Genomic DNA, 13,620 nt, shown 5'->3' with positions numbered 1-13,620 from the left:
GAAGGGAAACGTGAAGTGGTTCAACACTCGATGGATATCAAGTTCGCCCACCGCTTGTCTTATAAACAAGCTCGATTGACTGTGCTGGTCGGTTTCGTCTTGGGAACCTTGCTCAGCCTGATCCAAATCGGCATTGATTATGCCAGCGAAGACGCCTCGATCAACCGTGAAATACGCTCACTGATCGAAATCAGCCATAACCCTGCTTCACGTATCGCCTACAACATTGACGCCGAACTCGCCCAGGAACTGGCCCTGGGCCTGTTGCACTCGCCGGCCATCACCCACGCGCAACTGGTCGATAACAATGGCGTGGTGCTGGCCGACGTGAATCGGCCGCGCAAAGAGAGCGCGTACCGGCCCATCAGTGACTTCCTGTTTGGCGCCAACCGCCTGTTTGAAGACCGACTGTTCCTGAGCCACATGCCTAATGACTCCCTCGGCGTGCTGCGCCTGGACGTCGACACCTACGCCTTTGGCAGCCGTTTCCTGCACCGTGCCGAGATCACCCTGCTCAACGGGTTCGCCCGCAGCCTGCTGCTCACAGGCATTCTGCTGGGCCTGTTCTACGTGATGCTGACCCAGCCGCTGGTGCGCATCATCCGTGCGCTGAGCACCAGCAAGCAGGCCCGCCTGGATTGCCCGCCGGGTCACGAGAACGATGAAATCGGCGTGCTGGTGAACGTCGCCAACCAGCAATTCGAAAACATGCAGACCGAAATCCAGCAACGGCGCCATGCCGAGGACCGCCTCACTGAATACCTGGGCCAACTGGAAGATATCGTCTCGGCACGCACCCTGGAGCTCAAGGCCAGCAACCAGCGCTTGAGCCAATCCAACGATGAGCTCGAAGCCGCCAAATTGACCGCCCTGGCCATGGCCCAGGCGCGCGCCGCGTTCCTGGCCAATATGAGCCATGAGATCCGCACGCCGCTCAATGGTTTGCTGGGCATGATCGCGCTGTCGCTGGACAGCCCGCTGAACGCCGAACAACGCCAGCAACTGTCCATCGCCCACGATTCGGGCAAGGTGTTGGTGGAACTGCTCAACGACATCCTCGACCTGTCGAAATTCGACGCCGGCCAGTTGGAGCTCGAACGCATCACGTTCGACCTCGGCTCATTGGTGGAAGACACCGCCAACCTGCTGTCGCAGAACGCGGCGCCGAGTGTCGAGTTGACCTGCCTGATCGACCCGCTGTTTGCGGCGCAAGTGATTGGCGACCCGACACGGGTACGGCAAATCGTCAGCAACCTGCTGTCCAATGCCTTGAAGTTCACCCGCTTCGGCCGCGTGGACGTGCGCCTCAGTGCCGAGGATGACCGGGTAAAAATCGAAGTCTGTGACACCGGCATCGGCATTGCCCAGGAAGCGCAGGTGAAGATATTCCAGCCGTTTACCCAGGCAGGTGCGGGTATCACACGCCAGTTCGGCGGCACCGGGCTGGGGCTGGCATTGACGCATAACCTGTGCGAAGCGATGAAGGGCCGCTTGAGCATCAGCTCGGAAGTCGGCTTTGGCAGCCAGTTCTGCGCCGACCTGCCACTGCCCACACATTTGCCGGCCGCACGCCAAGCGCCACTCGCGGGCGAAGTCATCGCTATCACCAACGCCGGCAGTGGCCTGGCGGAATTGCTCGGCACCTTGCTGCCGGCTTGGGGGTTGGCGCTGCGCTGCTATTCCCAGGACGAAGACTTGACCGGGCTGCGCCCCGACCTGCTGATTACCGATTGCCCGGAGTGCCTGTTCCGCCTGCGCCCAGGTATCAGCGCGCCGATCCTGCTGGTGACGGCCTATGGCAACTTCATGCCCAGCGAAGAAGTCGCGGCCCTGATGCCGCTGCAGCAACAGGCACGCCCGTTGAGTCGCAATGCGCTGTACCAGATTCTGCAGCGCAACCTGCGCAGCGAAGCGCAACTGATCCTCGACCCCGTCCAGATGGACGCCGCGCCCCTGGCACATCGCGCGCGCATCCTGCTGGTGGAGGACAATCCGGTCAATCAACTGGTGGCCAAGGGCATGCTCAGCAAGCTCGGCTGCGAAGTGATCGTGGCGGCCCATGGCGGCGAAGCGCTCAAATTGCTGGAAGAACAGCGCTTCGACATGGTGTTGATGGACTGCAATATGCCGGTGATGGACGGCTACGAAGCCAGCCGGCAGATTCGTCGCAGCGGGCGCTGGCCGGACCTGCCTATTGTCGCCCTGACCGCCAACGCCCTGGCGGAAGAGCGCGAACGCTGCCGGGCGGCCGGAATGGATGACTACCTGGCCAAACCGTTTCGCCGCGAAGAGCTCAAGGCCCTGCTGGACCTGTGGGTGCGGAACTCGACAAGCCTTTGATCTGAGCCAGCAACTCGTCCAAACCCTTGCGCAAGACGTCGGCCTGGTTCAGGTCGACGCCGCTGTCGCACAGCAGCCGGGTTTTCAAGGCATGGGCCTGGTCGCGCAACTGCACGCCCGCGGGGCTCAGGCTCAGGTGCACCTCGCGCTCATCCAGCGCGCTGCGCCGACGCTGCACCAACGCCAACTGCTCCAGGCGCTTGAGCAGCGGCGTCAGCGTGCCCGAGTCGAGCATCAGGCGCTCGCCCAGGGCTTTGACCGTGGGTTGCGCCGGGGTCGCGGCGTGCCACTCCCACAACACCAGCATCACCAGATATTGCGGGTAGGTCAGGCCCAACGGGTCGAGCATCGGCTTGTAAGCCCGCGTCACCGCGCGGGACGCGGCATAGAGCTTGAAGCACAGCTGGTCGTCCAGGGCCAGGGACACACGGGGCACGTCGGTCATTTGAGCAGGGCTTCGATCTCTTGGGTCAGGGCTTCGGGCTTGGTGGTCGGGGCAAAACGCTTGACCAGCTTGCCATCACGGCCGATCAGGAACTTGGTGAAGTTCCACTTGATGCGTTGGGAGCCCAGCAGCCCCGGCGCTTGTTTTTTCAGTTGCACGAACAGAGGGTGGGCGTCGCTGCCATTCACGTCGATCTTCTTGAACAGCGGGAAGCTGACGCCGAAGTTCAGCTCGCAGAACTCGGAAATCGCCCCTTCGTTGCCAGGTTCCTGTTTGCCGAACTGATTGCAGGGAAAGCCCAGCACCACCAGACCTTGGTCCTTGTACTGCTGCCACACCTGCTCCAGGCCCTTGTACTGCGGGGTGAAGCCACATTTGCTGGCGGTGTTGACCACCAAAATGGCCTTGCCGGCAAAGTCGGCCAAGGTCTTTTGCTCACCCTTGATGGTGGTGCACGGGATGCTCAGCAGGTTGTCGCTCATGGCAGCGCCTCGGATACGGGGAAAGAACTGCAAAGATAGTAGGCAATTCAATTGTGTGCAATTTAATTGACCGACCTAACACCTGATACGAATGTGGGAGCGGGCTTGCTCGCGAATGCAGTGTGTCAGTCTCCTGATACATTGACTGACACACTGCATTCGCGAGCAAGCCCGCTCCCACATTGGAGGGTGCTATCGGCCCTGGCGTGGAACCAGGTCCAGGCACACCGAGTTGATGCAGTAACGCAGGCCGGTTGGCGGCGGGCCATCCGGGAACACATGCCCCAGGTGCGCGTCGCACTTGGCGCAGGTGACTTCGGTGCGGATCATGCCGTGGCTGACGTCACGGATCTCGATCATCGCGCTGTCGGCAATCGGTGCGTAGAAGCTCGGCCAGCCGCAGCCGGAATCAAACTTGGTGGTGGAATCGAACAGCGGCTCATTGCAGCAAATGCAGTGGTACACACCATCAGTCTTGGTGCCATTGTATTTGCCGCTGAAAGGTCGCTCGGTGCCTTTGAGACGGCACACGTTGTACTGCTCCGGATCGAGCATCGCCTTCCATTCTTCAACGGTTTTCTGCAACTTATCCATCGGTACACCTCGGCAACTGAAAAACCCTGATCTGTGTCTTTTCCATGGATCAGGCGGCACGTATGATTGCGCCTCTTCAAAACGCCAGTCTGGCACCCGCGCTACCGGCATTCAAACGTATTTATGGGTGCGGGCCCCGCAGGTTTCGCAGTACGGTAGTGTCCACGCCGTCTGGATCGTTCATTTTCAGGATCACATCGCCATGCAGGTCAGCAAATCGAACAAGCTCGCCAACGTCTGCTACGACATTCGCGGCCCAGTGCTCAAGCACGCCAAACGCCTGGAAGAGGAAGGCCATCGCATCCTCAAGCTGAACATTGGCAACCCGGCGCCCTTTGGTTTCGAAGCGCCGGACGAAATCCTCCAGGACGTGATCCGCAACCTGCCGACCGCCCAGGGCTACAGCGACTCCAAAGGCCTGTTCAGCGCGCGTAAAGCCGTGATGCAGTACTACCAGCAAAAGCAGGTGGAAGGTGTCGGCATCGAAGACATCTACCTGGGCAACGGCGTGTCCGAGCTGATCGTGATGTCCATGCAGGCCTTGCTCAACAATGGCGATGAAGTGCTGGTGCCGGCGCCCGACTACCCGCTGTGGACCGCTGCCGTGACCCTGGCCGGCGGCCACCCGGTGCACTACCTGTGCGATGAAGGCGCGGACTGGTTCCCGGACTTGGCCGACATCAAGGCCAAGATCACCCCGAACACCAAGGCCCTTGTGATCATCAACCCGAACAACCCCACCGGCGCCGTGTATTCCAAAGAAGTACTGCTGGGCATGCTCGAACTGGCGCGCCAGCACAATCTGGTGGTGTTCTCCGACGAGATCTACGACAAGATCCTCTACGACGACGCCGTGCACATCTGCACCGGCTCCCTCGCGCCGGACCTGCTGTGCCTGACCTTCAACGGCCTGTCCAAGTCTTACCGGGTGGCGGGTTTCCGCTCCGGCTGGATCGCCATCTCGGGCCCCAAGCACAACGCCCAGAGCTACATCGAAGGCATCGACATGCTGGCCAATATGCGCCTGTGCGCCAACGTGCCGAGCCAGCATGCGATCCAGACCGCCCTCGGCGGCTACCAGAGCATCAACGACCTGGTCTTGCCCCAGGGCCGTCTATTGGAACAACGCAACCGCACCTGGGAACTGCTCAACGCGATCCCGGGCGTCAGCTGCGTGAAACCCATGGGCGCACTGTATGCCTTCCCGCGCATCGACCCGAAAGTCTGCCCGATTCTCAACGACGAGAAATTCGTGCTCGACCTGCTGCTGTCGGAAAAGCTGCTGGTGGTGCAGGGAACGGCGTTCAACTGGCCGTGGCCGGATCACTTCCGCGTGGTGACCTTGCCGCGTGTGGATGATCTGGATATGGCCATTGGTCGCATCGGCAACTTCCTCAAGTCCTATCGCCAGTAATGTAAAAGTCGCTGTACGACCGCCATTGGGTCGTACAGCGAGTATCTGGCAACACTTCTCTAGCCTGCCTCCCCTCCTCGCTTGCCGCTGCACACCACGGACCGGTCAGCCCCTTGTAATTAAAGGGCGCCAAGGCATGAGCGGGGTGATCAGGGGTCACTTTTCAGGTCAGAATTTCCCTTCAGGGCTCTACATTGATGCTGTAGGACACAGTTTGAAATAGTCGCTCGGTTGAATCACCCCAGGCCGCACCTTATATACCCCGCAGTACGCGACATATTAAGCATGAGGAGAACTCTACAACCATGATGCGCATCCTGCTGTTCTTGGCCACTAACCTGGCGGTCGTGCTGATTGCCAGCATCACCCTGAGCCTTTTCGGCTTCAACGGGTTCATGGCGGCCAACGGGGTTGATCTGAACCTCAATCAGCTGCTGGTTTTCTGTGCGGTCTTTGGTTTTGCCGGCTCGCTGTTTTCGCTGTTCATCTCCAAATGGATGGCGAAGATGAGCACCAGCACCCAGGTCATCACCCAGCCACGCACCCGGCATGAGCAATGGTTGCTGCAAACCGTTGAGCAACTGTCCCGCGAGGCCGGCATCAAGATGCCCGAGGTCGGGATCTTCCCCGCCTATGAAGCCAACGCCTTCGCCACCGGCTGGAACAAGAACGACGCGCTTGTTGCGGTGAGCCAGGGCATGCTCGAACGCTTCTCCTACGACGAAGTGAAGGCCGTGCTGGCCCACGAGATCGGCCACGTGGCCAATGGCGACATGGTCACCCTGGCGCTGGTACAAGGCGTGGTGAACACCTTCGTGATGTTCTTCGCACGGATCATCGGCAACTTTGTCGACAAGGTGATCTTCAAGAACGAAGAAGGCCGCGGTATCGCTTACTTCGTGGCGACTATCTTTGCCGAAGTGGTACTGGGCTTCCTGGCCAGTGCAATCACCATGTGGTTCTCGCGCAGACGCGAGTTCCGCGCAGACGAAGCCGGCGCCCGCCTGGCCGGCACCGGGGCGATGATCGCAGCGCTGCAACACTTGCGCTCGGAACAGGGCCTGCCGGTACACATGCCCGACAGCCTGACCGCGTTTGGCATCAACGGTGGCATCAAGCAAGGCTTTGCCCGCTTCTTCATGAGCCACCCGCCGCTGGAGGAGCGTATTGACGCGCTGCGTCGTCGGGGCTGATAGCTCAACGGTGATAGCTCAGCAGTGAAGGCTTTGCAGTGACACAGAAAGGGGCGATTTGATCGCCCCTTTTTTGTGGGTGCTGATAACGCCATCGCGGGCAAGCCCGGCTCCCACAGTGGAACGCGTTCACTGTGGGAGCCGGGCTTGCCCGCGATGGCGATGGCTGGGTCAACGCATAGTCAGCTGATACACACGCTCATCAAGCCGCGTGACGCCATCCTGCATAGCCTTCCAGCTCTCACTCAGGATGTCTCGCTCCTCCAATATCTCCAAGCTCCAACGCAAACCCAGCAATACCCTGACTTCTTCGTCAGTCACCGCAAACGGCGGTCCCGCCTTCTGCGTCTGATCGTAGTCCAGGGTGATCAGCAGCCCCTTGCAACCAGGGCGCACAAGCGTATTCAGATGCTCCGCATATTGCGCCCGCATCAGCGGCGGCAGAGCGATCAACGCCGCGCGGTCATAGAGTGCAGTGCAATCGCTCACCGCCTCGGCGTCGATGGCGAAGAAGTCGCCGCACCACACCTCGATCAAGCCGGACACATACACCTTGAATGCGCCTTGCTGGCGGATATGCGGCGTCAACGATTGCTCATCGAAGAAGGCTTCAACCGCCTGCTCCGACAGTTCGACGCCCATTACGCGATACCCAAGGCTTTCGAGCCAGATCAAATCCAGGCTCTTGCCACACAACGGCACCAGCACTTTTGCGCCATCCGGCAGTGTCAGTTTCGGCCAATGCCGTTGCAGGTAAGGGTTGACGTCAGGCTGGTGAAAGCCAATCTGATTGCGCGCCCAGCGCTCTTGCCAAAACTTAGGCTCCATAAATCACCCTGAAAATTCGATCAAAAGGCGCTAAAACTTATATTAGATTTAGATCAATGATCTGATTGAAGATGGGCCTATGTTAACCCTCAGGACCCGACTTATGCTCCCCAGCCTGTTTATCTCCCACGGCTCGCCCATGCTTGCTCTGCAACCCGGTGCCAGTGGCCCGGCGCTGAACCGTTTGGCGGCCGAACTGCCAAGGCCAAAGGCGATTGTGGTGGTATCGGCGCATTGGGAAAGCCAAGAATTACTCGTCACTGGCAGCGCCGCCCCAGAAACCTGGCACGACTTCGGTGGCTTCCCTGCCGAACTGTTTGCCGTGCAGTACCCGGCACCGGGCAACCCGCAGCTGGCCGCGCAGATCGTCGAGCTGTTGCAAGCCGATGGCCTGGATGCGCAACTCGATGCGCGTCGCCCCTTCGACCACGGCACCTGGGTGCCGCTGTCACTGATGTACCCGGCGGCGGATATTCCGGTGGTGCAGGTGTCCTTGCCCAGCCGCATGGGTCCAGCGCTGCAAACCCGAGTCGGGCATGCCCTGGCGAGCTTGCGTGAACAGGGTGTGCTGTTGATCGGCTCCGGCAGCATCACTCATAACCTGGGTGAGCTGAACTGGCGTGCCGGACCCGAGAGCATCGAGCCCTGGGCACGGGATTTTCGTGATTGGGTGGTGGATAAACTTGCCGCCAACGATGAAGCGGCCCTGCACGACTACCGCCGCCAGGCGCCACACGCCGTGCGCAGCCATCCCAGCGATGAGCACTTGTTGCCGTTGTACTTTGCACGGGGCGCTGGAGGGGATTTCAGTGTGGCGCATCAGGGGTTCACCCTGGGCGCACTGGGCATGGACATCTATCGCTTTGGCTGACGCAGATCTAAAAGTGGGAGCTGGCTTGCCTGCGATGCAGACACCTCGGTCTATCAGTGGCACACAGTTGACGCTATCGCAGGCAAGCCAGCTCCCACATTTGATCGGGTGCTGATCCGAAAGAAATGCCAGGCAAAAAAAATCCCCGAACCAGTCGGGGATTTTTTATGTGCGATCAATCAGCCCAAAGGCGGATCAATCTTCGCGGTAGCGACGCAGCTTCAGCTGCTTACCGGCAACGCGAGTGTCTTTCAACTTGGCCAGCAGTTTTTCCAGGCCGTCTTCCGGCAGCTCCACCAGGGAGAAGCTGTCACGCACCTGGATGCGACCGATGGCTTCACGCGCCAGGCCACCCTCGTTGAGGATAGCGCCCAGCAGGTTCTTGGCGGCGATACCGTCACGCGCGCCCAGCGCGGTACGGCAACGAGCACGGCCTTCAGCCAATGGAACCGGAGCGCGACGCTCACGATCACCACGGTCCGGACGGTCGCCAGTACGCTCTGGACGATCACCGCGTGGCGCGTTGTTCGGTACCAGTGGGCGTTCTTTCTCGATCGCTGCCAGGGTCAGGGCCTGACCGTTGGTGGCTTTGCGCAGCAGAGCTGCAGCCAGGGCACGTGGGGTGCAACCGATATCGGCAGTCAGGCGGTCCAGCAGGTCGCCGTGGGTCGATTCAGCGTCAGCCACCAGCGGCGACAGGCTGTTGGTCAGTTTCTTGATGCGCGCATCGAGAACGGCCTGGGCATCCGGCAGGCGGACTTCGGCAACTTTCTGACCGGTTACACGCTCGATCACTTGCAGCATGCGGCGCTCACGTGGAGTCACCAGCAACAATGCACGACCTTCGCGACCCGCACGGCCGGTACGGCCGATACGGTGAACGTAGGACTCTGGATCGTAAGGCATGTCAACGTTGAACACGTGGGTGATACGTGGAACGTCGAGGCCACGGGCGGCAACGTCGGTCGCCACAACGATGTCCAGACGGCCATCCTTGAGGGAATCGATCACGCGCTCACGTTGGTTCTGGGCAATGTCACCGTTCAGCGCAGCGGCTTTGTAGCCTTTGGCTTCCAGGGCGCTGGCCAGGTCCAGGGTCGCTTGCTTGGTGCGCACGAACATGATCAGGGCGTCGAAGTCTTCGACTTCCAGCAGGCTCAATACAGCCGAGGTCTTCTGGTCAGCGTGAACCAACAGGTGAGCCTGTTCGATCGCGGTAACGGTCTGAGTCTTGGTCTGGATCTTCACGTGTTGCGGATCGCGCAGGTGGCGTTCGGCAATGGCACGGATCGACTGTGGCAGGGTGGCCGAGAACAGCACGGTCTGACGGGTCGGTGGCAGCGCTTTAAAGATGACTTCCAGGTCATCCATGAAGCCCAGCTTCAACATTTCGTCAGCTTCGTCCAGAACCAGGTGGTTCACGGTCGACAGCACTTTCTCGTCACGACGCAGGTGGTCGCACAGACGGCCCGGGGTGGCGACAACGATCTGTGCGCCGTTACGGATTGCTTTCAGTTGTGGGCCCATAGGCGCGCCGCCGTAAACGGCCACAACGGTTACGCCTGGCATTTGCTTGGCGTAGGTTTCAAAAGCGGTTGCTACTTGCAGCGCCAACTCACGGGTTGGCGCCAGGATCAGGGCTTGCGGCTCGCGCTTGGCAGGATCGATACAGTGCAGGATAGGCAGGGCGAACGCGGCGGTTTTACCGGTACCGGTTTGCGCCTGGCCAATCATGTCTTGGCCGGCCATGATGATCGGGATCGATTGCTGCTGAATAGCCGAAGGTTCTTCGTAGCCGGTCGCGATGACGGCAGCAAGAATGTTCGGGTTAAGATTAAAAGCGGCGAAGCCGCCGGTTTCCTGGGTCATGGGTCTGCCTCTAAGTGCATCCGCAAAGACCCATGCTCCAAAGCTGCGCATGCCGTGTTGAGACTCAAGAGTCGCCCTGGCTGCTTTGTCGGCGGGGATTTGCGAAAACGAATGAATGAAAAAGATTCGTCAAGGGAGAGTCCGCTGTGCGGACGTGCAGCCGAAGCTGACTTCGGGGAATTGCGCTACCTAAACGCGGCCCGGTTAAAGGCCGGCGCGCACTATACCGGAAATAGCTGAAAAAGGGAGCTTTTTTTATCCGAAAGTGCCGATATACCGCGCTGCGTCACAGCCTTTGCGTATACCCGCACCAAGGTCTATTTTTCAAAGGCCCGGCCCTGTTGGTCACAACACTTAAACGGTTCACCTGTGCATCAAGACCCATAGGTCTGAAAACCTACCCAAGCCCCCGAGGCCACCCCCGATGAATCAAGTCAGCAGCAGTCGCGTCAGCCGTGAATTACAGGGTCATGTCCTGCTGTTGGGGCTGGATCGAGTAGCCAAGCGTAACGCCTTTGACCTGGACCTGCTCAATGAGCTGAGCCTGGCCTATGGCGAATTTGATCGAAACGACGACGCTCGGGTGGCCGTGGTATTTGCCCACGGCGAGCATTTTACCGCCGGGCTGGACCTGGCCAATGTCAGTGGCGTGATGTCGGGAGGCTGGCAACCCCCCTTGGGCGGGTGCGATCCGTGGGGCGTGTTTGCCGGCCCGCGCGTCAATAAACCGGTGATCGTCGCGGCCCAGGGTTACTGCCTGACCATCGGCATCGAGTTGATGCTGGCGGCGGATATCAACCTCTGTGCCAGCAACACGCGCTTTGCCCAGATGGAAGTGCAGCGCGGGATCTTCCCGTTCGGCGGCGCGACCCTGCGCTTTCATCAGATTGCCGGCTGGGGCAACGCCATGCGCTGGCTGCTGACCGGCGATGAATTCGACGCCCATGAGGCGCTGCGGCTGGGGCTGGTACAGGAAGTGATGGCCAGTGAAGACCTGCTGCCGCGCGCCATCGAACTGGCCAGCCGCATTGCCCGCCAGGCGCCGCTGGGCGTGCAGGCAACGTTGATGTCGGCGCGTCAGGCGCGCATGGAAGGTGAAGCCGTGGCAGCGGCCGAGTTGCAGGCGGTGGTGGAGAAATTGTTGAACAGTGAGGATGCCAAAGAGGGCGTGCGGGCCATGGTTGAGAAGCGGCCGGGGGTGTTCAAGGGGATTTGAATACCCTGGAATAGCTGTCTACAGGAATGGCCTCTTCGCGAGCAAGCCCGCTCCCACATTCGACTGCATTCCAAAGGATGTATGCGTACAAATGTGGGAGCGGGCTTGCTCGCGAAGAGGCCGGAACAGGCAACTAAGTCGCCGGCCGAATCGCCTTGATCAGCGCCTGCAACGAATACCCCAACCGCGGCGCCAAGGCCTCGGCGCGCGCTGTGAGGGCACCCAGATCCAATTCCTGATCCAGCTCCGAAGGCACCAGCAAAATCACATTGCCCTCCTTCACCGGCAGTTCCCAGTAATGCCGGTGATACAACCCGCGCAACAACGCCGCGCCCAATGGTTTACCGTCATCGGTCGCCCACTGGTTGATCACCAGCCAGCCGCCGGGGTTGAGTTTTTTCTGGCAGTTTTCCAGGAAGGTCCAGGCCAGGTGCCCGACGCCTGGGCCGACATCGGTATACAGGTCGACAAAGATCAGGTCGGCCGACTCGGCAGTATCGAGCAATTGCAGCGCGTCACCAATGCGGATGTACAAGCGCGGGTCGTCATCCAGCCCCAGATACTCGATGGCCAGGCGCGGCACATCGGGGCGTAGTTCAATGGCCTCGACGTCTTCCAGCGGCAGGAACTTGAGGCACGCCTGGGTCAGCGTGCCGGCGCCCAGGCCGAGGAACAGCGCGCTCTCCGGTTGCTCATGGCACAACGCGCCAATCAACATCGCACGGGTGTAGTCGTACTCCAGCCAGCTCGGGTCGGCGGTAAACACGCAGCTTTGCTCGATGGCATCGCCAAACTCGAGAAAACGGTAATCGGCCACTTCGAGCACACGGATCATGCCGAAATCATCATGGACTTCGGCCAGCAGGCGCTCGACACGCTCCTCGCTCATCACTACTCCTAATGGGTTTACCGCACGGCAAAGGCGCGATTGTCGGCCAAGCGGCGGCAACAGGTCACGCACTAATTGCTGCTAACATTGGCGCCCGACCGTCAATCAACCTATCGAGTTCATGATGAGCCAACCCTGGAGCCCCGACAGCTGGCGCGCCCTGCCGATCCAGCAACAACCCCAGTACCCGGACGCTGCGCACTTGCTGCAAGTGGAGCAAAGCCTGGCCAGCTACCCGCCACTGGTGTTTGCCGGGGAAGCCCGCGAATTGCGCCGCCAGTTTGCCGAAGTGACCCAGGGCCGCGCCTTCCTGTTGCAGGGTGGCGACTGCGCCGAGAGCTTTGCCGAGTTTTCTGCGGCAAAAATCCGCGACACCTTCAAAGTGCTGTTGCAGATGGCGATTGTGATGACCTTCGCCGCCGGTTGCCCGGTGGTCAAGGTCGGGCGCATGGCCGGCCAGTTCGCCAAGCCGCGCTCGGCCAACGATGAAACCATCGACGGCGTCACCCTGCCCGCCTACCGGGGCGACATCGTCAACGGCATCGGCTTCGACGAAAAAAGCCGCGTGCCGGACCCGGACCGTCTGCTGCAGTCTTACCACCAGTCCACTGCCACCCTGAATTTGCTGCGTGCGTTTGCCCAGGGCGGGTTTGCCGACCTGCACCAGGTGCACAAGTGGAACCTGGACTTTATCGCCAACTCCGCACTGGCCGAAAAATACAGCCAACTGGCCGACCGCATCGACGAAACCCTGGCGTTCATGCGCGCCTGCGGCATGGACAGCTCGCCGCAACTGCGCGAAACCAGTTTTTTCACCGCCCACGAAGCGCTGCTGTTGAACTATGAACAGGCCTTCGTGCGCCGCGACAGCCTGACCAACGACTACTACGACTGCTCGGCCCATATGCTCTGGATCGGCGACCGCACCCGTCAGCTGGACGGCGCCCACGTCGAGTTCCTGCGCGGGGTCAACAACCCGATCGGGGTCAAGGTCGGCCCAAGCATGAAGCCTGAGGACCTGATCCGCCTGATCGACATCCTCAACCCGGACAACGACCCAGGCCGCCTCAACCTGATCGCGCGCATGGGCGCCGGCAAGGTCGGCGACCACCTGCCCAACCTGATTCGTGCGGTGCAGCGCGAGGGCAAGCAGGTGCTGTGGAGTTCGGACCCGATGCACGGCAACACCATCAAGGCCAGCAGTGGCTACAAGACCCGCGACTTTGCGCAGATTCTTGGCGAGGTGAAGGAGTTCTTCCAGGTGCACCAGGCCGAAGGCAGCTATGCCGGCGGGATTCATATCGAGATGACCGGGCAGAACGTCACCGAATGCATCGGCGGCGCGCGGCCGATTACCGAAGATGGTTTGTCGGACCGTTATCACACCCACTGTGACCCACGGATGAATGCCGATCAGTCGCTGGAATTGGCGTTTCTGATTGCCGAGACGTTGAAGCAAGTCAAACGCTGAGATTTTAG

The 13,620-nt window shown here is 60.5% G+C and carries 12 protein-coding genes; 6 read left to right on the top strand and 6 right to left on the bottom strand.

Annotation, left to right across the window (positions count from 1 at the left end; translation table 11 throughout):
- The first annotated feature begins 30 nt into the window (after positions 1-30).
- Positions 31-2,340 carry a response regulator gene (locus tag PSH96_RS08965; RefSeq protein WP_305458698.1) on the top strand — a complete coding sequence of 770 codons (2,310 nt, stop codon included), beginning with the start codon at positions 31-33 and terminating at the stop codon, positions 2,338-2,340.
- On the opposite strand, the gene PSH96_RS08960 is transcribed toward PSH96_RS08965, so the two are convergent.
- The 3 genes from PSH96_RS08960 to msrB all read right to left on the bottom strand — a co-directional run bounded on the left by PSH96_RS08960 (position 2,294) and on the right by msrB (position 3,861).
- Positions 2,294-2,785 carry a MarR family winged helix-turn-helix transcriptional regulator gene (locus tag PSH96_RS08960; RefSeq protein WP_305458697.1) on the bottom strand — a complete coding sequence of 164 codons (492 nt, stop codon included), beginning with the start codon at positions 2,783-2,785 and terminating at the stop codon, positions 2,294-2,296. The genes PSH96_RS08965 and PSH96_RS08960 overlap by 47 nt on opposite strands.
- Positions 2,782-3,267, bottom strand: a complete 486-nt coding sequence (locus PSH96_RS08955; RefSeq protein WP_065912391.1) for a glutathione peroxidase — start codon at positions 3,265-3,267, stop codon at positions 2,782-2,784. The genes PSH96_RS08960 and PSH96_RS08955 overlap by 4 nt, the downstream gene beginning before the upstream one ends.
- Positions 3,268-3,459: 192 nt before the next feature.
- Complete coding sequence (gene msrB / locus PSH96_RS08950) at positions 3,460-3,861, bottom strand: peptide-methionine (R)-S-oxide reductase MsrB (RefSeq protein WP_305458696.1); 402 nt, start codon at positions 3,859-3,861, stop codon at positions 3,460-3,462.
- A gap of 202 nt (positions 3,862-4,063) precedes the next feature.
- On the opposite strand from msrB, the gene PSH96_RS08945 reads away from it, so the two are divergent.
- Positions 4,064-5,275, top strand: coding sequence for a pyridoxal phosphate-dependent aminotransferase (locus PSH96_RS08945; RefSeq protein ID WP_017136168.1), 1,212 nt, complete (start codon positions 4,064-4,066; stop codon positions 5,273-5,275).
- Between the two features lie 305 nt (positions 5,276-5,580).
- Positions 5,581-6,468, top strand: a complete 888-nt coding sequence (htpX, locus tag PSH96_RS08940; protein WP_056857171.1) for a protease HtpX — start codon at positions 5,581-5,583, stop codon at positions 6,466-6,468.
- Positions 6,469-6,639: 171 nt separating this feature from the next.
- Here the strand turns inward: htpX and PSH96_RS08935 are convergent, their stop codons facing one another.
- Positions 6,640-7,296 (bottom strand): thiopurine S-methyltransferase, encoded by a 657-nt coding sequence (locus tag PSH96_RS08935; protein ID WP_305458695.1) that lies wholly within the window; start codon positions 7,294-7,296, stop codon positions 6,640-6,642.
- Positions 7,297-7,399: 103 nt separating this feature from the next.
- On the opposite strand from PSH96_RS08935, the gene PSH96_RS08930 reads away from it, so the two are divergent.
- Positions 7,400-8,167 carry a class III extradiol ring-cleavage dioxygenase gene (locus tag PSH96_RS08930; RefSeq protein WP_305458694.1) on the top strand — a complete coding sequence of 256 codons (768 nt, stop codon included), beginning with the start codon at positions 7,400-7,402 and terminating at the stop codon, positions 8,165-8,167.
- A 195-nt stretch (positions 8,168-8,362) separates the two neighbouring features.
- Here the strand turns inward: PSH96_RS08930 and PSH96_RS08925 are convergent, their stop codons facing one another.
- Entirely contained in the window at positions 8,363-10,036 is a 1,674-nt protein-coding gene (locus PSH96_RS08925) for a DEAD/DEAH box helicase (protein WP_017136163.1), read from the bottom strand.
- Between the two features lie 424 nt (positions 10,037-10,460).
- Here PSH96_RS08925 and PSH96_RS08920 point away from each other — a divergent pair, with 424 nt between their 5' ends.
- Positions 10,461-11,252, top strand: coding sequence for a crotonase/enoyl-CoA hydratase family protein (locus PSH96_RS08920; RefSeq protein WP_305458693.1), 792 nt, complete (start codon positions 10,461-10,463; stop codon positions 11,250-11,252).
- 133 nt (positions 11,253-11,385) lie between these two features.
- Here the strand turns inward: PSH96_RS08920 and PSH96_RS08915 are convergent, their stop codons facing one another.
- Positions 11,386-12,141 carry a spermidine synthase gene (locus PSH96_RS08915; RefSeq protein ID WP_069788700.1) on the bottom strand — a complete coding sequence of 252 codons (756 nt, stop codon included), beginning with the start codon at positions 12,139-12,141 and terminating at the stop codon, positions 11,386-11,388.
- A gap of 124 nt (positions 12,142-12,265) precedes the next feature.
- Here PSH96_RS08915 and PSH96_RS08910 point away from each other — a divergent pair, with 124 nt between their 5' ends.
- Positions 12,266-13,612, top strand: a complete 1,347-nt coding sequence (locus PSH96_RS08910; protein ID WP_017136160.1) for a class II 3-deoxy-7-phosphoheptulonate synthase — start codon at positions 12,266-12,268, stop codon at positions 13,610-13,612.
- Positions 13,613-13,620: the final 8 nt, after the last annotated feature.

It is taken from the genome of Pseudomonas sp. FP2338 (assembly GCF_030687515.1).
Lineage (GTDB): Bacteria > Pseudomonadota > Gammaproteobacteria > Pseudomonadales > Pseudomonadaceae > Aquipseudomonas > Aquipseudomonas salomonii.
Note: the sequence above shows the minus strand (reverse complement) of the source record. Positions and strands in the feature narration are given on the sequence as shown.

Excerpts from the sequence above, each read along its gene's own strand:
- PSH96_RS08965 (WP_305458698.1), top strand. The coding sequence starts at position 31 with ATGGATATCAAGTTCGCCCACCGCTTGTCTTATAAACAAGCTCGATTG.
- PSH96_RS08960 (WP_305458697.1), bottom strand. The coding sequence starts at position 2,785 with ATGACCGACGTGCCCCGTGTGTCCCTGGCCCTGGACGACCAGCTGTGC.
- PSH96_RS08955 (WP_065912391.1), bottom strand. The coding sequence starts at position 3,267 with ATGAGCGACAACCTGCTGAGCATCCCGTGCACCACCATCAAGGGTGAG.
- msrB (WP_305458696.1), bottom strand. The coding sequence starts at position 3,861 with ATGGATAAGTTGCAGAAAACCGTTGAAGAATGGAAGGCGATGCTCGAT.
- PSH96_RS08945 (WP_017136168.1), top strand. The coding sequence starts at position 4,064 with ATGCAGGTCAGCAAATCGAACAAGCTCGCCAACGTCTGCTACGACATT.
- htpX (WP_056857171.1), top strand. The coding sequence starts at position 5,581 with ATGATGCGCATCCTGCTGTTCTTGGCCACTAACCTGGCGGTCGTGCTG.
- PSH96_RS08935 (WP_305458695.1), bottom strand. The coding sequence starts at position 7,296 with ATGGAGCCTAAGTTTTGGCAAGAGCGCTGGGCGCGCAATCAGATTGGC.
- PSH96_RS08930 (WP_305458694.1), top strand. The coding sequence starts at position 7,400 with ATGCTCCCCAGCCTGTTTATCTCCCACGGCTCGCCCATGCTTGCTCTG.
- PSH96_RS08925 (WP_017136163.1), bottom strand. The coding sequence starts at position 10,036 with ATGACCCAGGAAACCGGCGGCTTCGCCGCTTTTAATCTTAACCCGAAC.
- PSH96_RS08920 (WP_305458693.1), top strand. The coding sequence starts at position 10,461 with ATGAATCAAGTCAGCAGCAGTCGCGTCAGCCGTGAATTACAGGGTCAT.
- PSH96_RS08915 (WP_069788700.1), bottom strand. The coding sequence starts at position 12,141 with ATGAGCGAGGAGCGTGTCGAGCGCCTGCTGGCCGAAGTCCATGATGAT.
- PSH96_RS08910 (WP_017136160.1), top strand. The coding sequence starts at position 12,266 with ATGAGCCAACCCTGGAGCCCCGACAGCTGGCGCGCCCTGCCGATCCAG.